Raw genomic sequence first — 24,381 nt, 5'->3', positions numbered from 1 at the left:
ATAAAACTGCTGGAGGCTCTTTTAGGTCAAGGACGGGCGCAGCCCGGCGATAGCGAATCCTTGACCTAAAAGAAGCCGGAAGCAGTAAAATTTAAAGATTAGTGGTGATAATTTAACCTGATTCTAGCCAGAGGGAATTTTACACAAAAATTTGGACTTGATCTACCATTTCTGGGGATCACGATGCTGACACTTGGTAATAAACGCAGCTCTCTTTTCAATCAAAGTTTCGATAGGCTCAGTTACAAAGAATTCAAGTATCATCCATTTATTGTCTCCGTATCTTACTGTAATTAAATTTTCACCAAGTTTGGAAAACTTAACTTTATATAGATATAAATTTTGCTCTTTTTCTCCCAAATATTCCAACTGTGTCATAAAAGGAAATTCCGGATCTACTGAATGAATTGGCAATTTTGTCTTAAGGTAAAACATTGCATAAAGATTCTCGGGTACTGTCATTCCGGGAATTACCTGAATATCAATTAGTCCTTCTTTTACAATAATTTTACGTACACCTTCATAGTCCGGAGCCCATTGAAATTTAAATGTATACGACACTGAATCTCCTTGCAAACCATTTGGAGCTAAAATAATGCTGGTATTGGGTTGACGCCATTTACAACCTTTTTGTTTGGCAATTTGACCTTGGAAAGCAGAATGAATATACGCACGATATTGTGGACGCTTTCCAGAAATATCATCAATGTACATATCAAAATATTCAAGTTTTGTATTGCCTACGGGGGTCATCACAAGATATGGTCCCACACCGTTGCACCGTGTCCAAAACATATAAGAATTATGTCCTGACACAAAACTATGACGAATAACACATTCTGTTGGATTCTTCCCCCAAGCAAATGATGAATTCATCGGAAATGGTATCGCAAGATCACCTATTTCTACCGGTTGAATACTATTATTCAAAATTTTAATTGTATACAGTAAAGCTTTATCGCATAATAAGTAATCGACATTGATAGTAATGTCTTTCGAACGCCCATTTCCTACAATATAACTGGCTGAATACCACATATCAGTCTCATAAAATTCACAATCTATCTGTCCACTTTTAGCAAGCTCAGAAGTATTTACCTTAATCCAATCACTTTCTATCTTTCTAAAAGTAACAAATATATCACCAAACCGTTTTCCTTCCCAGATATACTCAGTATTGTATAAATCATTATAATATTTGAGACTTACAATAGCACCGTTTTTAACTTTGACATCAAAGCCGTTTCCAAAAATAATGCACATTTGTTTATTACTCATGATATATGTACCCCCTCTCTAAGTAGAAAAACGTAGCATTAACAATATATACTTAAAAATCTTTCTACTCATTTTTTAACATCTTCAATATATTCCTGGCAATGAACTAAACAACATAATAGGTGGGCAAAACTGACAAAATATGTGTACAATAAAATTAATGCAAAACTTTTGCATTAATTTTACAATAGCATTAGATTTCGATAATATTTACCGAAGTTACGAATATTAATATTCATAATTGTATTGTGTCCCTAATTGGTATATAATAGTTATACTACCAGCAGTACAGAAAAATAACCACACCTCTATGAAACGGGGTGAAAATCAAATGAAATTTTTAAAAATACCTATAGATAAACCTTTGACACATGTCTCTAGTGGACATTTTGTATCACCTATTAACTGGAGTCATAGTAAGAGAAACATTGATAGCTTTGTCCTAATCGTTGGCTTGCAAGGTACCGCCTATATCCAACAAGATAAAGAAAAATATGAAGTAAAACCAGGGAATGTATTAATTTTACTTCCATACACCACACATTTCGGATACGAAATTTCCAAAGAAAGTGTGTCTTACTACTGGTGCCACTTCTACTGCAAAAATTCAAGCATTGTTGATGAATCCACTTTTACAAAAGAACTATTTGTGCCTAAAATCGAAGCATCCATACACAATGATTGTAATTATGTTATGGTTCCTATATATTCGTCATATACAAATACTGATAGGATTAACATTCTTTTTAACCAGTTACTTCATGTAGCCTATTCTGACTATTATACATCTTATGGTGCAAGCTATTTACTTACTCTGATCATGATGGAACTAACTCAACAGACAATATCTGACCATATTCAAAAGTTAAAAGACGATGAAACCAATGGTAAATTTATTAAAATGCTCGAATGGATTCGCATTAATATAGAAAACAACATTTCTGTTTGTGATATAGCACGGGAGTTTAATTATAACCCTGATTATCTTTCAAGAATGTTCAAACAGAAGATAGGTATAAGCTTAATTAAATACATTAATAGCTTAAAAATTACTAAAGCTAAGAAGATGTTATTATGTTCAGATAACAGCATTAAGGAAATTGCCTATAAACTTGGATTCACTGACGAAAAGTATTTCATGAAACTGTTTAAAAAAATGGAGAATATTACCCCTACCCAATATAGAAACGCCTTTTTCTATACCCATATGAATAACCATTAAAATGTCCTCTTTACAATGAATCTCTCCCTATAAATCCTCGACCAACGTTGCTATTTCATCATATATGGGTTTTAGCTGCCTGTACATCATGTTATAGATCCGGTAGTAGCTTTGATAGGCCTGCACCTCGCTTGGGACCGGTTGGCACGAGCGCTGATATCTGATAATGCTGGCAGCATCCTCAAAGCTCTCAAAGATGCCAACACCCACCCCCGCTGCAATGGCAGCACCCAGAGAAGTGGCTTCACCCGGGAAGCTGTGCACCCTTATAGGCCTGCCGTATACGTTGCACATGATCTCGTTCCACAGCCTGCTCTTGGCTCCCCCTCCAAGCAGCGTCAGCACCTCCACTTTTAAACCGTTTTCCTCAAAGACATCCAGAACATTCTTAAGAGCAAAAGCAACGCCTTCATAGACCGAGCGGAAGAGATGGCTCTTCCCATGATACAGCGTAAGACCTACAAACCCACCCCTGGTATTTTCATCCCAGTGCGGCGTCCTCTCGCCCATCATGTAGGGTACGAAAAACACCCCGTTTGAACCGACGGGCGCCTGCCGCGCCAAATCCTCAATAATATCAAATACCCTATCCCTCGCCTCGACTTTTTCCAGTTCATAACCGCCTATATTCTCAATAGCCCAATCATAGGCAATGGTGGCGCACTGCACCGTCCCAGTGACATTATAATTTGTTCCATCCAGGTCATAAAAATGAAATATCCTAGCGCCTTTGTCCAATACAGGTCGGTCGTTTATGGTTGATATCCAGGCGCTACTTCCAATGTAATTATAGGCCTGCCCCTTTTTAACCACGCCGGCTCCTTTGGTGGCGCATGCGCCGTCCCCTCCGCCCACTACCACTGGCGTTCCAGACCTCAAACCCAGGATATCTGCCGCCTGCCTCGATAGGCCCCCCAGGACGTGAAAGGAAGGCACCAGCTCAGGTAGCTTATGTACATCTACACCTGCTTCACTCAAAACATCTTCTGCCCACTTTCCTTCGTTGATGTTCAGCATACAGGTCAACGAGGCATCAGAAAAATCGGTAAACCCCAAATTACCGGTCAGCTTAAATCCCACATAGTCCTTAGAATTCAAAAAATACGCTGTCTGCTCATATATTTGTGGGTAATTTTTCTTTAACCATAGTATCTTGGTAAAGGTGTAATGAGGATCTATTCTGTTACCAGTAATGCTGTAAAAATACCATTCATCAAATACTCGCTTAAGATAAGAAGCCTCTGCCTGGCTCCTACAATCCGAATGGATTATATTTGGATGTAAGACATTGCCACTTGCATCCACAGGAATGCATCCATTCATATGCCCGCTCAGGCCAATAACCGAAATCTTAGAGGGGCAGATACTCCCTTTCTCCAGCAAAGCCCTGGTCCCCCTAATTATACCCCTCCAGTAATCCTCCGGGTTTTGCTCGGCCCATCCCGGCTTGGGATAAACGGTATCGTAATTGACAGTATGTGCACAGGCTCTCTCCCCATCCGGCTCAAAGGCAGCACACTTTACCCCCGTTGTACCTACATCAAATACCACTATCAAGCCATCTTCTTTCATGGCGACACCTTCTTTTTATTTGTATACCTTGATTTTAGTGTAAAAAGGTCTATTTTGCTGGTCAAAACGAAATCCACAATCTTGAAGCAAAAATTATAAGAAAAACTGCATACAATAAGCATCACTGATTTCAACGAACATTCTACAGATTAAATTTACAGCAAAATCATACTTTGACTTATACCATTTTGTGCTTTCCATTTTATTTCATCTTTCCCATCAAACCGGAGAAGATTGCCATTTTTTCGCTTTCCCACTATCTTATTAAAAGCTAAAATCTCCTTATACAAGGTCCTCTTATAAATTCTACATACCCTCATTAAAGTTGCCCAGGCCATTTAACTCCCCATTTGTACATTTATATGCCGTTGGGGTAAACCATTATCTTTATATGCTTTGCTTTATTCACCCGCGCCTCCTCGAGGGCTTGAGCGGTCTGCTCCAAAGTAAACTTTCCGGTGATCAACGATTTGACATCGGCTATACCCGAGGACAATATCTCGACTCCTTTGGGATATGTGTTGGCATACCTAAATACCCCGTATATGGCTACTTCCTTATCGACAATCTCGGGAACATTAATTGGGATGCTGTCCTGCACGGGCAACCCTACAACCAACAGTTTTCCCCCGCGACACAAGCAAGCCATCGCATCCTGAAGCGTCTTTGGATGCCCCGCAGCCTCTATGGCCACATCAACTCCCCGCCCGCCTGTGAAATCCAAAATCTCCTTGAGCGTATCATGTTCTCTAGCATTTATTACCAGGGTTGCTCCCAGCTTTTTGGCGGCTTCCAGCCTTATCTCCTCCAGGTCTACGGCTATAATATTGTTGGCACCAAAAGCCCTTGCCGCAACCACGGCCATCAAGCCCACCGGTCCCAATCCAAAAACCACAACCTTTGCCCCAGGTTTTATGTTGGCTCTGGTGGCAGCATGTATCCCGACTGAAAGAGGCTCAATCATAGCAGCTTCCTCAAATGTCAGGTGATCTGGGATAGGGAACACAAAATCCTGTCTGTGCTTGAAATACTGAACAAACGCCCCATCAAAAGGCGGTGTAGCCAGGAATTCAACATCAGGACATAGATTATATCGTCCTTGCTTACAATATTCACAGGTTCCACAGGTGACACCTGGCTCAACTGCTACCCTGTCACCCACTTTTAAGCGAGTAACGTTGTCCCCTACCGCCGCAACAATGCCGGCGCACTCGTGCCCCAGTATTATTGGCTTCTCAACCACATACCTGCCGATTCTGCCGGTTTCATAATAGTGCACATCCGAACCACATACGCCCACCACCATAACCTTTATAAGCACCTCATCGGGACCTATGTCTGGAACAGGCCTGTCTTCAATCACAATTTCAAAAGGTTTTCTCAAAACCGCCGCTTTCATCACTTCGGGCAGGTCAGCGGTTTTTAACATACAATTACACCTCCCATACGCTAAAATATAATCCAAATTTTACCTTAAAACTTCAAAGGTTGCATTCGTTTATACTCGAATTGAACCATCAAACTGTTTCTTACTTTAGCGCTACAAATGCAACACAAACTACTTCCTTTATTAATTGCTCTTACAATTACTTTCTACACAGCACAGGGATTTCCCTTTTGAACATCAATTGCGCCTAAAAAGTTTTTATCGCCGCGTTTGGCAACATCACCACCTCTCAACGCCCTCGCGTGTTACCACGCCGTACACCAACGGCTTGGTCTGAGGGGGCTGCTCATCGATAATTACCCCTCTGCTGAATGTATCAATAGCCTCTTGCAAATTTTCCTCCTTGGTCAAATAAAACTCCGCCAGCGTCTCACCCTTCTCTACCCTTTCACCCACTCGTTTGTGCAAAACAATGCCCACTCTATGGTCTATCTTGTCTTCTTTAGTGTTCCTGCCAGCTCCAAGCAATCGAGCAGCCTGGCCTATGCTGCGCGCATCCATCGAACTTATATAGCCCCCTCGCTGCGCTTTTATGGCGATGACCTCTTCTGCCACTGGCAAAAGGGAGGGATTATCCACCACACGCTCATCTCCTCCTTCAGCGCGAATCATCTCCTTAAGCTTTTGCGCGCCCTTGCCGCTATCCAGGGCCTCCTCTACCATCTCACGGCCCTGCTTCACAGTTTGACAGCGTCCCGCTGTATATAACATGTAAGCTCCCAACAACAATGAAACCTCTTTAAGCGCGCCGGTCCTCTCACCCTTTAATATTTCAATAGCTTCTCTAACCTCTAACGCATTGCCTATAGCCATGCCCAGGGGTTGGCTCATATCTGTGACAACAGCGGTGGTACTGCGTCCCACGCGAATACCCACGCTAACCATTTCCTGCGCCAGTTCAAAAGCCTCTTCTACCGATTCCATAAAAGCGCCGCTGCCCGCCTTTACATCCAGCACTATAGCATCAGCTCCGGCAGCAATCTTTTTGCTCATAACGCTGCTGGCAATGAGGGACTTATGTTCAACGGTCCCAGTCACATCCCGCAGCGCGTATAGCTTCTTATCAGCAGGTACCAGATTCTCAGTCTGCCCGACCACAGCCACCCCAACTTCTTTCACTATACGAATAAAATCCTCAATGGATTGAAAGGGATTAAACCCAGGAATAGACTCTAGCTTGTCTATGGTGCCACCTGTATGCCCCAGCCCCCGGCCCGACATCTTGGCTACAGGCACGCCGCAGGCGGCCACTAGAGGTGCAACTACCAACGTAGTGGTATCCCCGACCCCACCGGTGCTGTGCTTATCCACTTTTATACCCGGTATGGGCGATAGGTCCACCGTCTCTCCTGAATAAGCCATGGCCAGGGTAAGGTCTGCGGTTTCACGGCTGGTCATACCCTGAAAATATATGGCCATCAACAGCGCAGATGCTTGATAATCCGGCATCCTGCCTGCCACATATTCCTGAACAAAGAAATCGATCTCATCCTTGGTAAGCTCTTCACCATCTCGCTTTTTCAATATGATATCAAGCATTCTCATTGCACAACAGCACCCTTTCACAGTTTGTTTGATTATTCCATGATAATTGACCCGCTTCATTACGGCCTATAGCCAACAACAACGGCCAAATTCCCCTTTTTTTAAATCTCCATATCATTGTATCACTCATAGCGCAGTGCATCAATTGGATTTAAGCTGGCCGCTTTGCTGGCCGGATACAACCCAAATATAATCCCCACCGCAACTGAAAATCCCGTCGCCAGTAGCACTACGCCAGTAGAAATTGTTGCAGGAATGCTCAAAATCCTGCTCAAAAAACCTACCACCACAAAGCCCAGCATAATCCCCAGTACACCGCCCAATCCGCTGAGCACAGCCGATTCTATGAGAAACTGGATGAGTATATCCCTCCTCTTCGCCCCAATGGCCTTTCTTATTCCAATCTCCCGGGTTCGCTCGGTCACAGATACCAGCATTATGTTCATAATGCCAATACCACCCACTAGCAACGATATCCCCGCAATGCCACCCAGCATCATGGTCAGGGTTGCGGTTGCCTCATTTATCGTAGAGAGTAACTGCGTCTGGTTAAACACCCTGAAGCTGTTTTCATCGTTGAACTTCCTGGTTAAAAAGCGCTGTATCTCTCCAACCACCTGGTTTACGACATCAGGTGACTGCGTTGAAACATAAAAAGTCCGGACTTCCGTATTCCTAAGAAGCCTCTGCCCGGTAGTCAGTGGTATTATAACCTTGTTGTCATCGGAACCGGCTATGGAACTCCCCTTTTCTTCCAGTATACCCACAATTGAAAATTCCACTCCGTTTATTGAAATCTTCTCGCCAACTATATCTCTTCTCCCAAACAGCTCATCGGCAACATCGACTCCTACCACCGCCACTCTAAACCGCATATCCAAATCGTTTTGAAGCAAAAACCTACCAAGCTGAACATGCCTATTTCTCACTTGCTGGTAACCAGGCGTAGTGGCTTCAAGAGAAGAGTTGGTATTCTTATTGCCCGCCTTTACCGTTACGCCACCGCTCAATACAGGGGCTATTTCGCTGACGCCAGGCATGCTTTTTATGCGTTCCAAATCCTCCTCACTAACGCCGCGGTTTCTCCCACCTGTGATATTGATGGTAATTAAATTGGTACCGAGACTTTCAATTTGACTGGATACACGCTGGGTAGAACCCTGCCCAAGGGCGATCAGGGTAATTACAGCGGTAACGCCAATAATTACTCCCAACATGGTCAAAAACGAACGCATCTTATTTGACAAAATCGAGCTAAAAGCCATTTTGATGGCCTGTGTAAAATTCATTACATCTCCACCTCTTCATCAGATACAATTTGCCCGTCGCGTATTATGATCATTCGCCTCGCATGCTTAGCTATGTTCATATCATGCGTAATGAGGATAATGGTATTGCCTTGAGAATGAAGCTCCTTAAATATCTGCAGAATTTCCATACCGGATTTGCTGTCCAAATTGCCGGTAGGCTCATCTGCCAGTATGACCGAGGGACGATTAACAAGCGCTCTCGCAATTGCCACCCGTTGCTGCTGTCCTCCTGAAAGCTCTGAAGGGCGATGATGTATTCGTTCCTCCAGCCCCATCATTTTTAAGACACGAACTGCTTCTTCCTTTCTTTTTTTGGCTCCTACGCCTGCATATATAAGCGGAAGCTCCACATTTTCCAGGGCAGTCAGCTTAGGCAGTAAATTAAACCCTTGAAAAACAAACCCAAACTTTTTATTGCGTACTTCTGCCAATTGGTTCTGATTATAAGAGGTTATATCACGTCCATCCAGGTAATACTTTCCTTCCGTGGCTACATCCAGACACCCAATTATATTCATAAGGGTGGATTTGCCCGAACCCGAAGGCCCCATAATGGCAACAAATTCGCCTTTATTGATGGATAAGGATATATTGTTTAAGGCCACAACCCTGTTATCCCCCATCCTGTATATTTTGCTTAGGTTTTCAAGCCGTATCATGTACCCAAAAGCACCTTCTTTCTCATTGATTCCATCCGCATATCTATCTTCATCGACGGATGTTTGCGGGAACTCTGGATCTGTTAAATCCCCCCTGCGGGAATGCATCCCTCATGCCACCAAAGCCAGGGAACATGCCTCGCCAATTGTTTGGAGTACTGACCGTACTGGATAGCGGAATAATCACTTCTTCTCCTTCTTCAACCCCGCTTATTATCTCAGCATAAGTCTCATTTGTAAGGCCAACCTCTACCTTACGAAAACTGGATCTACCAAAGAAGTTTCCAGATTGTGTACCTCTCCCATCTCCTGTTACAAGGCTCCCCCATGCCCGATTCCTGTTCCTTGCAGTTGCACCTTCAGATGTTTGTTTTTCCGCTGTTACCTCTTCACTCCCGGACTTGTCTTGTAAAGAGCTCGGTGCTATGATCACATATTTTTCACCATTTCTCTCCTGAATAGCTTCTATTGGAAGAAGCACCACTCCTTTTTTGCTTTCCACCTGAATTTCGGCAGTTGCACTCATCCCAATCCTAACATCACCGGGGTCTTTTATAGAAATGGTTACATCAAAAGTTGTTACTCCTCCGCCTGAGGATTGCCCTATGTCAGCTATCTTTATAACCTCTCCTTCAAAAACCGTATCCGGGAAAGCATCTACCTTAATCTTAGCTTTTTGACCTATTTTCACTTTGGGTATATCAAGCTCATCCACCGCAACCACTACATTGAGCTGCGTAGGGTCTATAATAGTAGCAATTGCCTTACCTTGCTGCACCTGATCTCCAACCTTCACTGTCAAAGAAGTGATGATGCCATTGATGGGGCTTTTGACCTCAAGCTGACTTTTCTTGCTCTCCAGCTCTTTTTGAGTCTGTTCAATGGCAAGGTTCTGCGACTCTATATTAGCCTTAACATCAGAATCATCAAGTTTAAATAGATTGTCGCCACGCTTAACCACGCTGTTTTCTTTGACATAAATAACGCTTATCTTCCCGTTATTACCGGTAACACTAACCCCCTGATTGACATCCAGCGTACCCTCACCTATGACCACGTATTCACCGGAATTTTCATCGCGCTTTAAAACGGTGACCTTCGCTCCAATGGGCAGGTCGTCCCTGTTAATCTGAACCTGTACGCTTCCCGTGCTGGGCCCAGCCTGGCTGTCCTGCTGGCCTGAGGGACCCGTCGGCTGGCTTAAAGATGTATCCACCACAGTTCCCTCCACCTCAGTACCATCATCTAACCTGACCAAGACCTTTTCCCCTTCAGTCAAAGAGATGTTTCCCTGCGGCTTGATAGTCACTTTCATCTTTCCATCAGTTGAGATAATAGCCAAAGCACCGTACGTCCTGGTAGTAATTCCAACATCTTCGCCCACCCTTGCTTTGAGCGATTTAATCCGACCATCTGCAGGTGCCTTTATATAGAAATCGCTTAAGCTGGCTTTTAACTTTGACAGAGAAAGGTTCTGCTGCTTAAGATTGCTTTCAATCTTCTCTATCTCCTGCTGCAGGCTCTCATCATCAATAACGGCTATCACATCTCCTTCCTTAACCCTGTCGCCCTCTTTAACTTCAAGCTTTTCCACCGCTCCACTTACCAGCGGAACTACCTCCTGCGACACCGCCGCAACCACAGTTCCGCTTGCAGAAACATTGAGCTCTATATCGCCAATTTGTGCCCTCGCCACCATATAATTTGCATTGGCATTGGCTCTGGGAGCCTGTAACCTGCGATAAACTGCATATCCACCCACAAGCAATAAAACCACTAGAGCTATTGCTATCATTCTTTTTATCCATTTTCTGTTCATTTTGCATCCCTCCACTCATTTATATAACTGGATTTGAATTACGTTTGAATTAAGCGTAAAATTGCGGCCAACTTCAATTCGGAATACATGTGTTTCTGCAACGCTTAGCAGAAATGATTGCATAGTTACCTTTAGCTTAACGTATATTATTTGAATTGCAACATTGTTTCAATGTATCAAATCCCATAATTGAACATGTAACAACTATCCATTAAAACCACATATCATATTTCCAGTATACAGTATAATAACAATTTTTGGTAAAATCATGAATAAACTTTGAACTATTTGTGAACAAAAAAGAAAACGGGTTTTGATTAAAACCCGTTGTCTGCGATTACATCGCGGTACCACAATGCGCTCTTTTTGGGAGTTCTCTTCAGCGTCTCATAATCCACATACACGATGCCAAACCGTTTGCTGTATCCATAAGCCCATTCAAAATTATCCATAAACGACCAAACATAGTAGCCCTTGAGATTTACCCCATCCTGTATGGCTCTGTAGGCCGCTTCAAAATGGCTCTTCAGATATTCCAACCTATCCTGGTCATCCACTATGCCATCCACCACTTTATCATCCTTGAAGGCAGCGCCATTCTCAGTTATATAGATATTGGGAGCGTTGTAATCCCTGTGAATTCTCATGAGCAGGTCGTACAATCCCTCGGGGTAAACCTCCCATCCCATCTCAGTATATTTACCTTCGGGATGTACGTGTTCTACCGAGTCAAAACCGCTTTCTCGCCCTTTCTTAACCACAGCTCTGGTGTAATAATTTATTCCAAGGAAATCGATGTGATTGTCTGCAATGAGCTCCATATCACCTGGACGTATCACCGGCGCATTATATTTCTCCTGATAAAATTCCAGGATGTCCTCGGGATAAGCGCCTTTGAAAACGGGGTCCAAAAACCATCGATTCTGGAATCCGTCCTGGAACTGCACCGCTTCGCTATCCTCGGGGCTGTCAGAATCAGGGTAAACAGGCGTTAAGTTCAGGGTAATCCCTATCTGCCCACCATCGTCATTCCCCGACTGGCGATAGGCCTGCACCGCCTTAGCATGGGACAACAGCAAGTGATGGGTAATCCTAACGGCAAGCGCAAAATCCTTATATCCGGGTGCGTGCTCACCAAAGGCATTGCCTACAAAAGCCACCACCCACGGCTCATTGTGGGTAATCCATTTTTTGACCCGATCCCCCAAGACGTCATACATCTTGAATGCATAGTCAGCGAAGTAATCCGTTACATCTCTGTTGTCCCAACCGCCAATATCCTGGAGCGCCTGAGGTAAATCCCAGTGATACAGGGTAACAATTGGCTCTATACCAGCCTTTAAAAGCTCATCCACAAGCGAATTGTAAAAGTCCAAACCTTTTTGGTTAACCTGCCCCTTCCCTTGCGGATAAATCCTGGGCCAGGCTACGGAAAATCTATATCCTTTGAGGCCCAACTCTTTCATCAGCTGCACATCTTCCTTATAACGGTTGTAGTGGTCACAGGCCACATCGCCGGTGTCTCCGTTCAGCACCTTGCCGGGCGTATGGCTGAACCTATCCCATATGGACTCGCCGCGCCCATCCTGGTTTACCGCTCCTTCTATCTGATAAGAAGCAGTAGCAGCACCCCATATAAAGTCCTTTGGAAATGTGATTTTGCCCATCTCCTATTCCTCCCCATATTTTTTATTGCCAAGTTTTATTTTAGCATAATCTACCTTATGTTTTCTATAGAAACTATCAACAGCTTATTCAACCTGTGGGCCGTCAAATCTTCCGCATCGTATTTCTCTACCTTTACACGCTTTTCTTCTTGTTTTGTCCAACCCCCAAAGGCTGAACAGCAGACTGACGGATTGACCTGAATAGCCTGTACCATATAAGGTCAAACCTCTTTGTCAAATCAAACCAGTGATCAATCGCAACAAAATTGTCTCTGCCGAAAACGACCAAATCGCCATCGCAAGATAGACCGTCAGGATAGGCCTTCTTTAGCCCCTTGACGATTTGCCGAGCTATCCCCAAGCTGAAAGCGTATGCGAAAAACCTCTCCCAATCTGCAGGCGAAAGGGTATCGCCCCGGCTGCTCAATTGCTTTAAAGCTCTTTTAAATTTGATCCACGCTTTATAGTGCTGCTGTCCAAAAGGAGTCCTCCTGTAAAGCTTAAAAGGGGTTACCCTCTTATTAAATCTCCAGCGTGCAGCCTGTCTCAAAACCAGCTTCTTCCATATGATAAATCGGTTATAAAACTGGTTATTGAAGCCTATACCAGACGCAACCTGTAATATTGCCTGCGTTGAGACTTTCTCTCCATCCCCAATATCCTTAAAAAACCAGTTTAAGAGATACTCCTCATGAGGTTTCAAGCTGGTGGGCTCAAAATCCCTCAAAGAGAGGACATAACATTTATCACCAGATGCCTCAACATCCAGATACCTTCTCACAGCCAAATCGATCAGCGTTGCTACCATATCCCTTGGCGTGATCTTTCTCCCATGCAGCAATACGCTGAGCTCTGCAGGGGTATAATAATCGGCCGGCAAATCGACGGCGGGCATCTCTTTCTGCTGCTCAGCCGTTGGTGTTTCAAATGTTTCAGCCCGTTGTTTCGGTACAACTCCGTGCCTTAAATCAGGTTTATCAGCATGCACCTCTCGTTCCAACCCTGAAAAAACGCCGGGCAACCTTGAGCGACGCTTTCTCATCCATACCCACACGCAAACGCCTATACCGACAATCCCAGCTACTGCCCCTGCTATAGCGGCCAATCGCAGCTTTCGCTCCTGCTCTTTTTGATGCCTTAGAAGCTCCATCTCTTCCATCTTCAAGCGCTGCTCTTCCAAAATTCTTCCCAGCCCATCGTTGTCAATGAGCTTTCTGCCCTGCACCACACCGTCCTTTGGAAATACCAGCGTAACCTCCATAAACTCCTTTGAACCCAACTTTTTTGCCGTTATGCCGGCTGCGCCATCCTCCAAAACTTCGCAGCTGCCTTCTAAAGCCCCGTACACAAAGGGCTTAACGCCATCGGGCTTTGTTCCTTGAGGCAAAGCAATGCGCATGTCCATGTTTCGCACACCCAAATCATAACCCTTTATAACGGGGTTCCAGTAAAGCACCGCCGTATCGCGATACAAAGACACCAGGTCATTGAGCCGATACTTTAAAACAACGGTGTGTTTACCGCCGTCAGCTGGGAGATACATGAGGACCTCTTGAACCTCTTCTGGGCTGTCCCCCGGCTTTGTGGTATAAACCTTGCTCATATTCTGGTCAGGCTCATCCACAAATTCATAGGGCGCAAGCTCAGGTTGGTCGCTATCTTCTGTATCGGTAGGGATCACCGAAAAGACCTCTAAATTTTCCATGCTGGAGGAATGAGCAATGTCGATATGCCGCACCACAGGACCTTCATGGCTGCGCGGAACGTCGTAAGTTATGTACTCCTCCACATTCATCGAACCATCTGGGTTTACCACCGCCGAGATATGCCATTCCCGCACAGAATATTTAGGCGGTGTATCAGCATATACTGTAAATGTTACAAGAGCATAACCTATCAACAGCGCCAGCTCAAACAAAACCTTTTTCACTATATACAACCCCCCGTCTGTCTCTATTGTAACACGAAAGCCAGTGGAATTTCCACATATAAAAATCTTAAAAATTTTTCCTATGAACATACGGCATATGATAAAATAAAGCCAGAGTTTAGGGGGAAACAGGGGGTTACACCGGTGAAGAAGATTCGATTTTCCCATATATTGATATCAATCGTTCTCATTGCCACCGTGTTGTTGGCGGTATTTATGCTGTATCCATCCCCTCCTGAAAGGGCAGTCAAACAATTCCTTGATTATCTATTGACTGCCGATAAAAGGCTTTACAATTTGCTAGAGAGGCACATAGACAAAGCCCATCCTTTTTTAAAGCTAGCATTTGAACAAGCGCCCTTTAAAAATTTTAAAATAGCAGAGTCAAAATCCATAGCAAAAGGCGTTTATCGAGTAAGGGCTTTGCTGTGTCTGGAACAGGGCTGTATAAGCGTTCCCTTTACGGTAGCTCAAACCAACGGTAAATGGTACATACAATACCTGCCCAGCGTAATCCATTTTTCAGCCGCAATACCGGTAATGGAAAACAGGTCAAGCGGGCGCTCAACGGAGGTCCTGCTTTACGTAGCCCAGGACCGCCTCCTGTGCACCAATCCCTTGCCTCCCGATAGGATTCAAAATTTAACGCCTTCCGAGATAATACTGGTGGAAAATCAGATTGTGTATATAAATCCCCTCAAACCCGTAAAGCTTTCAAAAGTCTTGGCGGCATCCCGCCTGGGCCGTTATATCGAAGATGCCCGCCTGGGCAGGATCCCAACTACAGGCGATATTCCTGTGTATTCCATCAAAGACACTTCTATCTCATATCAGGGCATAATGTCGGGCCTGGTGGGCCGTACCGATTCAACACTGTTTTGCGATAATGATGGTATCGGACGAACGATTATCACCCAGGACCAGCTTATACCAAGGGACGGAATACGCGTGCTCATAAAAAACAAAGAAGACAATGGCGTGCTTCACAGCCAGATCAGCATCACCTGCAATGCAGATTTTACCGCTCAAACATTGATACAGCCGGTCTCCCATACCTTCAAGGCGGGCGAGGTTATAACCCTGAAACCTGATGCCGAGGGCATGGCCCTGTATCTAAACGGCCGAAAGCTGGCCTCCTCCCCCAACAGGTGGTACATACGCCCTATGGAGGGCGGCAGGCTTAGCATCCTGGATAACCACAGAAGTTCGCGTAAAAAATCAAGCAGCATACCCTATCGTGGGACTCTGGAGGTAGCCTTAGACGATAACAATAACGATGGCCTCATCGTGGTAAACGAGTTGAGCCTCGAAGAATACCTCTACACCGTGGTACCCAGCGAAATGCCCATAAAATTTGGTCTGGAGGCCTTGAAGGTACAGGCCATAGCCTCTAGATCCTATGCCATACGATGCTTCAAATCTGAGGGCTATGCGCCCTTTGGAGCCCACGTCGATGACAGTACAGCCAGCCAGGTGTACAACTCCATAGCGGAACAGCCCATAGCCGTACAGGCGGTGGATGAAACCCGCGGGCTGGTAGGCTTTTTCGGCGACCAGGTGATAGACGCCCGCTTCTTCTCAACGTCCTGCGGATATACCGCCAATTTTCACGAGGTATGGAGCGATAAAAACAACAGATTTCCATCGCAGGAAGTACCGTATTTGATAGCTAAGCCCCAGTTTCCCAGCAACATCCCCGACCTTCACAACGAAGAAAACTTCAGGGCATTCATAAACCAGAAGGATTTAGACGGCTATGACCGCTTTTCGCCGTTTTTCCGCTGGAGCGTCACCATGAAGCGTAAGGAACTGGAAGCCAGCATTCAGCGCAATCTACCGCTGGTACAGCGCTCGGAGCCCGCATTTGTCCTCACGAGAAAAGGTGAAAGCGAATTCGTGCAGCAGGAAATACCGCAGGATATTGGAGAGCTGCAGAACCTGGTTGTGACCCGCCGTGGCCAGGGCGGAAACATGATGGAGCTTGAAATAACCACCACCCATGGAGTATTTAAAGTCATAAAGGAGTACAATATACGAAAGGTGCTCCAGCCGGTTAACTACCTTGATTCAAACCGGCCAATAAAGCTATACTGCTATGATGGCTCGGTAAGGGATAACTTCCCTATACTGCCCAGCGCTTTTGCCTACATAGACATACACAGAAACTCCGAGGGAACGATCGAAGAGATAACCATATCGGGTGGCGGGTATGGCCACGGCGTTGGTATGAGCCAGTACGGCACCTATGGCCTGTCCCTTCTGGGTTATTCATTTGAGCAGATATTTCAGCACTTTTATCCCGGTTGCCAGCTCAAGAATATATACGAGGGCAGGTTTTGATCACAACTATCATTCAATGAGGAGGCTAAAACGAATCTGGATCGTACCAAAAAGGCTGAAGACATCTATCTGGGGGAGACTAAAAACCAAAAATGAAAGAGGTGTAAATCATGAGAGAGCATTATAAAAAACTCAGCCCAGGAATGAGAATCGGATTATGCCTTGTATTGATTTTCATTTTACTGACAAGCTGCTCAGGTTCAAACCATATTAGTGCCTCGGAGGCCACTCCCCCTGATACTCCTTCAGATGGAGAAAACTCTGGCGATATAATTGGCACCAACCACTTGAATGAGAGTGCCAAAACAGCAGAAAATGACAATGGAGAACCCTACTATTATGCAAAAGAAGACGATAAAATAGGCTTTTGGGATTTTAATATGGCGTATGATTTGTGTCAATCCGCTCTAACTGATTATTATTATGCAGCAAGAAATAATTCTGATATAAATCTGGACCTTTATATATCCAATGAAAATCTCAAGGCTTATACTGAACGGAAAATAAAAGTGGAACAATCTATACGTAAAAAAGCTAATGTAACCAGCTTAATCGATGATGTCTCATGTGGTGTTTATGAAGTTAATTATATTGATAATGCCGTGATTTATTTTAAAATAGGAGCACGTATAGATAGTGGAGTTGGTTATTCAGCAGAGCCGACAGAATTCCTGGTAGGAAATCAGGATGGAAGGCTTGTGATTCTAGACTGGTATACCAATGGTTTGGATAGTATTGATGTAGTTGTAAGAGGCGAGGCGCAGGTCATTGATAACCCAGATATCTGGAATGACAATGACTGGGTCCAGGGAATATTTGATAAGTTAGAGAAGTTAGAAGATAAATATGGTGCTTAAGGCATTGACTAATCATATTAGGCATATCATAATTTTAAGTAGAGCTGATATGAAATTAGCATAATAAATCATATTTCTGAAAAATAAATATATAATAGCCACAGAGGGTATTTGTTTTGATGATGAACTCCAGCATCAATATATCCCTTCCCAAGGAAGTCGAAATAATATTGAACCGAATAATGGAAAAGGGTGGACAGGCGTACGTTGTGGGCGGTGCCGTTCGCGACGCCCTCCTGGGCAGGCCCGTAAACGACTGGGATGTGGCCACATCCTTTCACCCTGACGATATCGAGAGGATATTCTCGTTTGCCCGCACCATTCCCACCGGCAAAAAATACGGCACCGTAACGGTCATCATAAACGATATGCCTGTTGAGGTGACCACATTCAGGGGAGAGGGACAGTACAACGACTTCCGCCATCCAGCCCAAATAACCTTTCTATCAGATATCATTGAAGACCTATCCAGGCGCGACTTCACCATAAACGCCATGGCATATAATCCCTATTTGTCTGAACCTTTGATAGACCCCTTTGACGGGCTTGGGGACCTGTCGCGAAAGCTTATAAGGACAGTGGGCCAACCAGAACGCCGCTTTGCGGAAGACCCGCTGCGTATAATGCGAGGAATCAGGTTTTGCGCCGAACTGGGCTTTAGACTGGAGGAGAATACCTTTAAGGCAGCCTGCGCTCACCATCACCTGCTCTCCAGGATATCCGCCGAGAGAATCCGCGATGAGCTCAACAAAATAATGGTTGCTCCCGACCCGTTTGAGTCTCTTGTGCTGCTTTACGAAACCGGCACATTTGAAGTGATACTCCCAGAATTCAGCCAGTACTTGTCCCATACAGGGCAGCTAGCCTTCAAAGCGGTAAAGCTGTGCAGGGCCGATGGCGTGCTGCGGCTTGCTGCGCTGTACTGCTGCATGATTGCACGACCGGACAGCACACCGGATCAAACGATAAAGGGCTACGCTCCCGAGCTGCCAGACAAGGTCAAATCGGTGGAGCGCTCCCTGAGACGATTGCGCTATGACAACAAAACCGTGCATAGGGTGACGCAGCTGGTATCCAGCTTTCCGGTGCAATTCAGTAGCAATACGGCCGAAGCGGCCTATCAGATAAGGAAGCTCATGGGCAACCTGGGCGTCCAGGACGCCTTCAATCTTTTTGACCTCAAGCGCGCCTATCTTTTAGCTGCAGGGCAAAAAGAACAATCAGAAAGGATAGCTGCGCTTACATCAACGGCCCGTGAGATTTTAGCAAGGGGGGACGCTTTAAACCTTTCGCAGCTAGCCATCAACGGCCATGACGTAATGGCCATAGGAATTGGTGCGGATGACCCGCGGGACATCGGCAAAGCCCTGCAGCAGGCCTATGAATGGGTGCTCATGCACCCCGAATGGAACGACAAAAAGCTTCTCCTGTCCAAGCTCAAAGCGTTGTACAAACAGGACAAGGATGAAGAAAAAAGATGAGCAGCTTTTCCGGCTGGTCCTCATTTTTTGGTCAAAAACAACATCACCGAGATTACAATAAATCCTATAACCCCCAGTAAGGGGTAAATAAAAGCCACAATGCGTGAAAAACCTATAAAAGACAGCACAGCACAGGCTACAATAGTAAGCAACAGAGCTATGCGCACAGGCAATTTAAAAATGTCATTGACCGCACACGCCACCGAAAACACGTTGGCCACAAGAGTGGTAAGTATGGCTCCCCACATCACCACCGCAAAAGCCGCACAAAAAAAAGGCCCCATCCGGTGTACTATGTACAGCATGGGAACTTCAAACTCGTAAATCTCAGGCTCATATCGCATCAAAGAATAGTTGCTCATAAGGAGCATTGCCCCCAATATGACGCCTCCCAAAACGCCTCCCATCTTCAGAACCCGTGGGTCATCCACCCCAGAGCCTGCGGAGGTCAGGACTCCCACCGCCAGCACAATATTGAAAGAAGCATACGATATGCCGGCTTTGACGATATCGAAAACCGTCACATCAAACCCTGGGGCAGCATCGACTGCGTAGCCATCAACCTGGAGGCTGTATACAAACACAGAAACGTTAAAGATCACTATGACGGGGATGATCCAGGTATTTATTGCAAAGATACCTTTCAACCCAAAAGCCACGATCACCCACACCACAAGGGCCGTTATGCCTACCCCTATATAAAAAGGGATGCAGACATATTCTTCAAACAGCGCGCCTGCTCCGGCCAGCATGGCCGCTGCGATCGTCATTATCGCCAGCATCATATACGCGTTGACGAAAGGGGATACCCTTCCGAAAACTAGCTTCATGGTATCCCGAAACGACCTAGACCTCAGCTCAAAGCCCATCTTCAAAACGCTTATTCCCACCCATACAAACAAAAAAGTGGCCAGCAGGATGGAAAACACAGAATACTTCCCATACATGGTAAAAAACTGCAATATTTCCTGGCCGGATGCAAAGCCGGCTCCTATCACGGTGCCCACGTATGCAAAAGCAATTCTTACGCCCAACATGACACGGCTATATCTGCTCAATGCCCAACTCCACCTTCCAAACATTCACACAATGAAACCTTCTATAAGTATGAATATTCGGAAGGCAGAGCTGTCATGCCTTATTTTGGATTTAACGCCCCATATGCTTTATACGCTTTCAGGCCCATTGAATAAACGCTCCAATGTCTCAAAGGGGTTAAAATACACTTCAATTTTGAGCACATCACCAACGCGACACTGAAGCGGCAAGTATTTCAGCGGTATGACAACCTCTTCCCCGTCTTGGAATGATACCACCGCTTGATGGCCTTCAACGCGTTTTACCACTACATCCCACTGCACGCCAATTCCTCCTCTCCCCACCAATTCATGATACCATTTTATGTCCCATTTTAAAAGGGTAAAATTCTCCAAAAAATTCATAAGGTATTTACAATTTGTTCACACTTTGTTCATACTTTCTTACTATAATATGCCATGCGTTGGCCAACGTTACATAAATATCTCGAAGGGAGGGAAACATCTTGAAAAAGTGGGCAGCGGTCTTACTAACGGCTCTGTTCTTAATCACAGCAGTGGTATTCACAGGCTGCCAGAGCAAATCCACAGATTCGCAGGAGGGTACTGGCCAGGAAACTACAACCACTGAAGAGAGCTCTGACAAAGCAACTGAAGAAACCTCTGATAAATCAACAGAAGAAACAGCAAATGAAGATGACGAATCTGCTGATAGCGAAGAAAGCGTAGAAAACGAAGAAGCTTCTGACAGCGAGGAGACCACTGAAGAGACACAGGAAACCGACCAGGAATCCTCCAGCGACAGCGAGGCAACCGAAACCACTGATGAAAACACGCAGAATTAACAGCCTATAGCCAAAGCAACTGACGTACCCCTTCATAGTGTTTAATATAAAAAAGGCTGCTGAAATGATTTCAGCAGCCTTTTTTATTGCAGATAAGGGGTGACCCTGTTGTACTCGTTTTCCAGCAATGTAAGGCTGATGCGCCTGCAAGCATTCAATACGGTAGAATATGCAGCGCCGTAGCGATGGGCTAGTTCCATCTTATCCACAGCAAAGCCAGAAGTTAAACAATAATATAGTTCCAGCGCTGCAGCCCACGCTTCCGGCTTCCTTATCCTGGGCAAACCATAGGGCAACATCGCCGAAACAAAATTATTCCATATTTCACGCACCTGGACCTCAAAGCCTTCCTGATAACGCTCCTTCATCATCTCAACTGCCATGTTTACCACATCACGAAAGACCTGAGGGAGGTCACCAGGAGGATTTTTAGCCACGACGTCTATCTTGATCTGCACTATATTATCGTCCAGATAGGCTATATATGGCTCAGGAGCGCCCATCTGCTTAAGCAGCATAACCGCTTCCCTCTTCAGCTCATCATCCACGCTTTTCTTCAGTATAAACTCCCTCAAGAAGCTTTCAGCCTTTTCATCCTTAAACGAGGCGATGACGCTCAAAATAGCCCTCTTTATTGAAGGATCGTTGAGCTCCAGCCCCCATTTCAGCAAACCCAACAATTCATCACTGCTGTTCCATCTCTTCTTCAAGTCCTTATGTGGAAGTTTAAGCAAGTCGTTAATCTTCTTTATACGATATATGATCTCTTCATACGGAACCTGAAAATGATAGGATATCTCGCTGAATTCCCTTTCGTTTGTCATTATAGCCCGTGTTAACCTCTTATAAAAGCTGCTTATGGTATTGTTGGGCGCTATCTTGTCGATCTTGCTCCAGTATTTCAGCGCCTCCTTATACCTCTGAGTATTAAAATAAGAAACCGCGATATAGTGGAGTATCTTTATGTCATACGGCTTGTATTGTAACAATCGCTTAAGCAGCCTATTAGCCTCATTATGCCTTTTCAACTCGCACAGCGTCACAGCGATCTTGTGAATCTCTTCGGGGTCATTGGTCTCTATGCCCAGTATGGTCTGCAGGTGCTTTTCGCTCTCTTCCTCCAATCCCTTCTCATGGTAAAATATAGCTATATTGCAGTTGGCATGGATGTTCTGCGGATACTCCTTCAGCACATCTTGACAGACACGAATAGCGTCATCCAATCGTCCCACGCAGAAATAAGCCAGAGCTAAATTGTTTCTTGCAAATATCAACGAGGGATCCTTTTTTATCACGCTTTCCAAACAGCGTATAGCCCTCTTGTAATCCCCCATATCCAAAAAGTTTTTACCCTTGTTAGCCAGCTTATAGAGCCGCTCCCTGCCTGGATTCAGCATAATCTCCAAATCGTTGTCAAAATAAATTTCGTGGCTTTGAAGTATATCCAGCAAATCTTCGGCATCCTCGGAATAGATCCCGTCAGGGTCCAGCTGGAGGTATTTTTCGAAACACTCCTTTGCCCTTTCATACTCCTGCAGCCCTAAAAAATTACACCCTAGGCAGAAATAACAATCGGCTTTGTTCTCATCCCTTTGCAGTATATAGAGCAATATCTGATTGGACTCTTCATAGTAGCCCATTTCGGTAAAGACCTGGGCCAAATCCAACCTGTATTCCAGATTGTCAGGGTCTTTTTCAACAGCCTTGCGATAAAAGCTTAGCGCGTCTATATAATTATTGCTTTCAACGTATTTTCTGGCTTTTCTGTAATAAAACTGCCCATTCTGTTCAAAAGGAATGACCTTCCTTTTGGTCCTTGCAGATAATCCTCCCGCCATATTCCGCTCCTTACTCAACATAATTCTTGGGAATTATTATAGCATATAATCCCGAAAAGCTCTATACAGCCAGCTAGTTTTTTGCATCGAGATTTCGGATTACTGCTCATTATCCGGGTTTTCTTCATCATAACCGAGCACAGGAGACTCCATCTTCTTCAAGATGGAGAGAAATACGCTCTTTCCTCCTTTCTAACATTAACGTCTTCGCCCTTTCTATAAACCTTAACTTGCTATGCTTTGCACTATCGCGTATCTTCTCCCCTGAAAGACTTCTTATAGCAAAATATTCACTACCCCTTAAACCCGCTATTATCCCAACCCTGCCTTTGAGATTACATACACCATATGCGGTAAGCCTCCTTGCGGAGTTAGGTGCTCATCGCCAATGTTAGACAGGCTTGTCATGTACAGGTCACTGCCCCTACCCCTCAGGACTGTTTAAACCTGTACGACAGAGCCCGGAGCTTGAGCAGCACCCCGGGGTGTCATGACCTGTCTAACGTAGCCCCGTCAGCTTTTTGCTGGTGGCTGAGGCTAGTCAACCGGGGCCTTTCGCAAGCCCCCGCTTCTTTAAGCGGTGGGTTGTTGACCTTTTCTTCTCTGTTCTAACAGCTCTTTTAGCTCTTCTTGTTCGAAGATGTATTTTTTATTGCAGTAATGGCATACCACTTCAGCCCTCTTATCATTCTCTATAATATCGATAAGCTCTTTCTCTTCCATGCCCATCAAAATGCCCTTAAGGCGTTCCCTGTTGCAATCGCATTTGAACCGTGCATCCACTACAGCATTTATCTTCATCCCATGCTCACCCAAGATATTTTCAAGCACCTCTTCGGGGGTCTTGCCTTCATCAAACTGGCGGGAGATGGGGGGGCTATTGTTAATCCTCTTTTCAATGGCAGCGATAACATCCTCCGGCGCCCCCGGCATGGCCTGTACGATAAAACCGCCAGCAGCCTTTACGGTATAATCGGGATTGACAAGCACGCCCAGCGCCACCGCTGAAGGCTGCTGCTCCGACACCGTGAGATAATAAGCCACATCTTCGGCTATCTCACCCGATATCAGTTTGGCTTGTCCTATATACGGTTCTTTCAATCCCAGATCCTTTATAACAGTTATCCTGCCATTTTTACCTACAGCAGCTGCCACATCCAGTTTATTGTGAACATTAAGCGGTAAATCCAGCTTGGGATTTGCAACATACCCCTTTACATCACCGCCGGAAGTTGCCACCACCACAACGCTGCCCAACGGGCCATCCCCTTTTACGATGAGCGAAAGGGTATCCCTTTTGCCTTTCATGTCGATGCCCAACATAACGGCAGCGGTCATGGCACGTCCCAATGCAGCGCTGGCTATGGGAGACAACCCATGAAGCCTTTGGGCTTCCTGTACCAAATCGGTGGTCCTAGCAGCAAAGCCGCGAATAAATCCGTTGGCAGCTGTAACCCTGATTACGTAATCTTTCATCCGCGACCTCCTTTTTCTCCTTTAGTATAGTAGTGTTTTGTGAGTTTTACCAATCCTT

Annotated in this window: 18 protein-coding genes; 5 read left to right on the top strand and 13 right to left on the bottom strand. The window is 45.1% G+C overall.

Annotation, left to right across the window (positions count from 1 at the left end):
• Window positions 1-162: 162 nt before the first annotated feature.
• A complete protein-coding gene (locus tag BM241_RS08310) occupies window positions 163-1,278 on the bottom strand; it encodes a DUF5695 domain-containing protein (protein ID WP_092282504.1) in 1,116 nt (371 codons plus the stop codon).
• Between the two features lie 331 nt (window positions 1,279-1,609).
• Between BM241_RS08310 and BM241_RS08305 the strand changes: the two genes are divergently transcribed.
• Window positions 1,610-2,500 (top strand): AraC family transcriptional regulator, encoded by an 891-nt coding sequence (locus tag BM241_RS08305; protein WP_177206131.1) that lies wholly within the window; start codon window positions 1,610-1,612, stop codon window positions 2,498-2,500.
• A gap of 27 nt (window positions 2,501-2,527) precedes the next feature.
• Here BM241_RS08305 and BM241_RS08300 read toward each other — a convergent pair whose 3' ends face one another.
• The 8 genes from BM241_RS08300 to BM241_RS08260 form a co-directional block, all read right to left on the bottom strand.
• Entirely contained in the window at window positions 2,528-4,072 is a 1,545-nt protein-coding gene (locus BM241_RS08300) for a xylulokinase (protein WP_092282502.1), read from the bottom strand.
• A 358-nt stretch (window positions 4,073-4,430) separates the two neighbouring features.
• Window positions 4,431-5,501 (bottom strand): NAD(P)-dependent alcohol dehydrogenase, encoded by a 1,071-nt coding sequence (locus BM241_RS08290; RefSeq protein ID WP_092282500.1) that lies wholly within the window; start codon window positions 5,499-5,501, stop codon window positions 4,431-4,433.
• 237 nt (window positions 5,502-5,738) lie between these two features.
• Window positions 5,739-7,064 (bottom strand): pyrimidine-nucleoside phosphorylase, encoded by a 1,326-nt coding sequence (locus BM241_RS08285; protein ID WP_092282499.1) that lies wholly within the window; start codon window positions 7,062-7,064, stop codon window positions 5,739-5,741.
• Window positions 7,065-7,186: 122 nt separating this feature from the next.
• Window positions 7,187-8,353 (bottom strand): ABC transporter permease, encoded by a 1,167-nt coding sequence (locus BM241_RS08280; RefSeq protein ID WP_092282498.1) that lies wholly within the window; start codon window positions 8,351-8,353, stop codon window positions 7,187-7,189.
• Window positions 8,353-9,033, bottom strand: coding sequence for an ABC transporter ATP-binding protein (locus BM241_RS08275; protein WP_092282506.1), 681 nt, complete (start codon window positions 9,031-9,033; stop codon window positions 8,353-8,355). The genes BM241_RS08280 and BM241_RS08275 overlap by 1 nt, the downstream gene beginning before the upstream one ends.
• A 49-nt stretch (window positions 9,034-9,082) precedes the next feature.
• Window positions 9,083-10,852: a biotin/lipoyl-containing protein gene (locus BM241_RS08270; protein ID WP_092282497.1), complete on the bottom strand. Its 1,770-nt coding sequence runs from the start codon at window positions 10,850-10,852 to the stop codon at window positions 9,083-9,085.
• Window positions 10,853-11,169: 317 nt separating this feature from the next.
• Complete coding sequence (locus BM241_RS08265; protein WP_092282496.1) at window positions 11,170-12,519, bottom strand: GH1 family beta-glucosidase; 1,350 nt, start codon at window positions 12,517-12,519, stop codon at window positions 11,170-11,172.
• Window positions 12,520-12,652: 133 nt separating this feature from the next.
• Window positions 12,653-14,449: a DUF2207 domain-containing protein gene (locus BM241_RS08260; RefSeq protein ID WP_177206130.1), complete on the bottom strand. Its 1,797-nt coding sequence runs from the start codon at window positions 14,447-14,449 to the stop codon at window positions 12,653-12,655.
• 144 nt (window positions 14,450-14,593) lie between these two features.
• Here BM241_RS08260 and BM241_RS08255 point away from each other — a divergent pair, with 144 nt between their 5' ends.
• The 3 genes from BM241_RS08255 to BM241_RS08245 all read left to right on the top strand — a co-directional run bounded on the left by BM241_RS08255 (window position 14,594) and on the right by BM241_RS08245 (window position 19,127).
• A complete protein-coding gene (locus BM241_RS08255; protein ID WP_177206129.1) occupies window positions 14,594-16,789 on the top strand; it encodes a SpoIID/LytB domain-containing protein in 2,196 nt (731 codons plus the stop codon).
• A gap of 110 nt (window positions 16,790-16,899) precedes the next feature.
• A complete protein-coding gene (locus tag BM241_RS08250; protein ID WP_025747482.1) occupies window positions 16,900-17,646 on the top strand; it encodes a hypothetical protein in 747 nt (248 codons plus the stop codon).
• Window positions 17,647-17,765: 119 nt separating this feature from the next.
• Window positions 17,766-19,127, top strand: coding sequence for a CCA tRNA nucleotidyltransferase (locus BM241_RS08245; protein WP_092282494.1), 1,362 nt, complete (start codon window positions 17,766-17,768; stop codon window positions 19,125-19,127).
• A 20-nt stretch (window positions 19,128-19,147) separates the two neighbouring features.
• On the opposite strand, the gene BM241_RS08240 is transcribed toward BM241_RS08245, so the two are convergent.
• Together BM241_RS08240 and BM241_RS08235 are read right to left on the bottom strand one after the other, a co-directional pair.
• Window positions 19,148-20,185 carry a YkvI family membrane protein gene (locus tag BM241_RS08240; protein ID WP_025747484.1) on the bottom strand — a complete coding sequence of 346 codons (1,038 nt, stop codon included), beginning with the start codon at window positions 20,183-20,185 and terminating at the stop codon, window positions 19,148-19,150.
• A 108-nt stretch (window positions 20,186-20,293) separates the two neighbouring features.
• Window positions 20,294-20,488 (bottom strand): DUF3006 domain-containing protein, encoded by a 195-nt coding sequence (locus BM241_RS08235; protein ID WP_169729736.1) that lies wholly within the window; start codon window positions 20,486-20,488, stop codon window positions 20,294-20,296.
• Between the two features lie 182 nt (window positions 20,489-20,670).
• Between BM241_RS08235 and BM241_RS08230 the strand changes: the two genes are divergently transcribed.
• A complete protein-coding gene (locus BM241_RS08230; protein ID WP_025747486.1) occupies window positions 20,671-21,009 on the top strand; it encodes a hypothetical protein in 339 nt (112 codons plus the stop codon).
• A gap of 83 nt (window positions 21,010-21,092) precedes the next feature.
• Here BM241_RS08230 and BM241_RS08225 read toward each other — a convergent pair whose 3' ends face one another.
• The gene (locus BM241_RS08225) at window positions 21,093-22,847 is read right to left on the bottom strand and encodes a tetratricopeptide repeat protein (RefSeq protein ID WP_177206128.1); all 1,755 of its coding nucleotides are present in this window, start codon (window positions 22,845-22,847) and stop codon (window positions 21,093-21,095) included.
• A gap of 573 nt (window positions 22,848-23,420) precedes the next feature.
• Window positions 23,421-24,323, bottom strand: coding sequence for an Hsp33 family molecular chaperone HslO (hslO, locus tag BM241_RS08220; protein WP_092282492.1), 903 nt, complete (start codon window positions 24,321-24,323; stop codon window positions 23,421-23,423).
• Between the last annotated feature and the right edge of the window lie 58 nt (window positions 24,324-24,381).

This window comes from Caldicoprobacter faecalis (assembly GCF_900115765.1).
Taxonomy (GTDB): Bacteria; Bacillota; Clostridia; order Caldicoprobacterales; family Caldicoprobacteraceae; genus Caldicoprobacter; species Caldicoprobacter oshimai.
Note: the sequence above shows the minus strand (reverse complement) of the source record. Positions and strands in the feature narration are given on the sequence as shown.

What these genes read in the sequence shown, in the direction of transcription:
- BM241_RS08310 (WP_092282504.1), bottom strand. Translation starts at nt 1,278, where the DNA reads ATGAGTAATAAACAAATGTGCATTATTTTTGGAAACGGCTTTGATGTC.
- BM241_RS08305 (WP_177206131.1), top strand. Translation starts at nt 1,610, where the DNA reads ATGAAATTTTTAAAAATACCTATAGATAAACCTTTGACACATGTCTCT.
- BM241_RS08300 (WP_092282502.1), bottom strand. Translation starts at nt 4,072, where the DNA reads ATGAAAGAAGATGGCTTGATAGTGGTATTTGATGTAGGTACAACGGGG.
- BM241_RS08290 (WP_092282500.1), bottom strand. Translation starts at nt 5,501, where the DNA reads ATGTTAAAAACCGCTGACCTGCCCGAAGTGATGAAAGCGGCGGTTTTG.
- BM241_RS08285 (WP_092282499.1), bottom strand. Translation starts at nt 7,064, where the DNA reads ATGAGAATGCTTGATATCATATTGAAAAAGCGAGATGGTGAAGAGCTT.
- BM241_RS08280 (WP_092282498.1), bottom strand. Translation starts at nt 8,353, where the DNA reads ATGAATTTTACACAGGCCATCAAAATGGCTTTTAGCTCGATTTTGTCA.
- BM241_RS08275 (WP_092282506.1), bottom strand. Translation starts at nt 9,033, where the DNA reads ATGATACGGCTTGAAAACCTAAGCAAAATATACAGGATGGGGGATAAC.
- BM241_RS08270 (WP_092282497.1), bottom strand. Translation starts at nt 10,852, where the DNA reads ATGAACAGAAAATGGATAAAAAGAATGATAGCAATAGCTCTAGTGGTT.
- BM241_RS08265 (WP_092282496.1), bottom strand. Translation starts at nt 12,519, where the DNA reads ATGGGCAAAATCACATTTCCAAAGGACTTTATATGGGGTGCTGCTACT.
- BM241_RS08250 (WP_025747482.1), top strand. Translation starts at nt 16,900, where the DNA reads ATGAGAGAGCATTATAAAAAACTCAGCCCAGGAATGAGAATCGGATTA.
- BM241_RS08245 (WP_092282494.1), top strand. Translation starts at nt 17,766, where the DNA reads ATGATGAACTCCAGCATCAATATATCCCTTCCCAAGGAAGTCGAAATA.
- BM241_RS08225 (WP_177206128.1), bottom strand. Translation starts at nt 22,847, where the DNA reads ATGGCGGGAGGATTATCTGCAAGGACCAAAAGGAAGGTCATTCCTTTT.
- hslO (WP_092282492.1), bottom strand. Translation starts at nt 24,323, where the DNA reads ATGAAAGATTACGTAATCAGGGTTACAGCTGCCAACGGATTTATTCGC.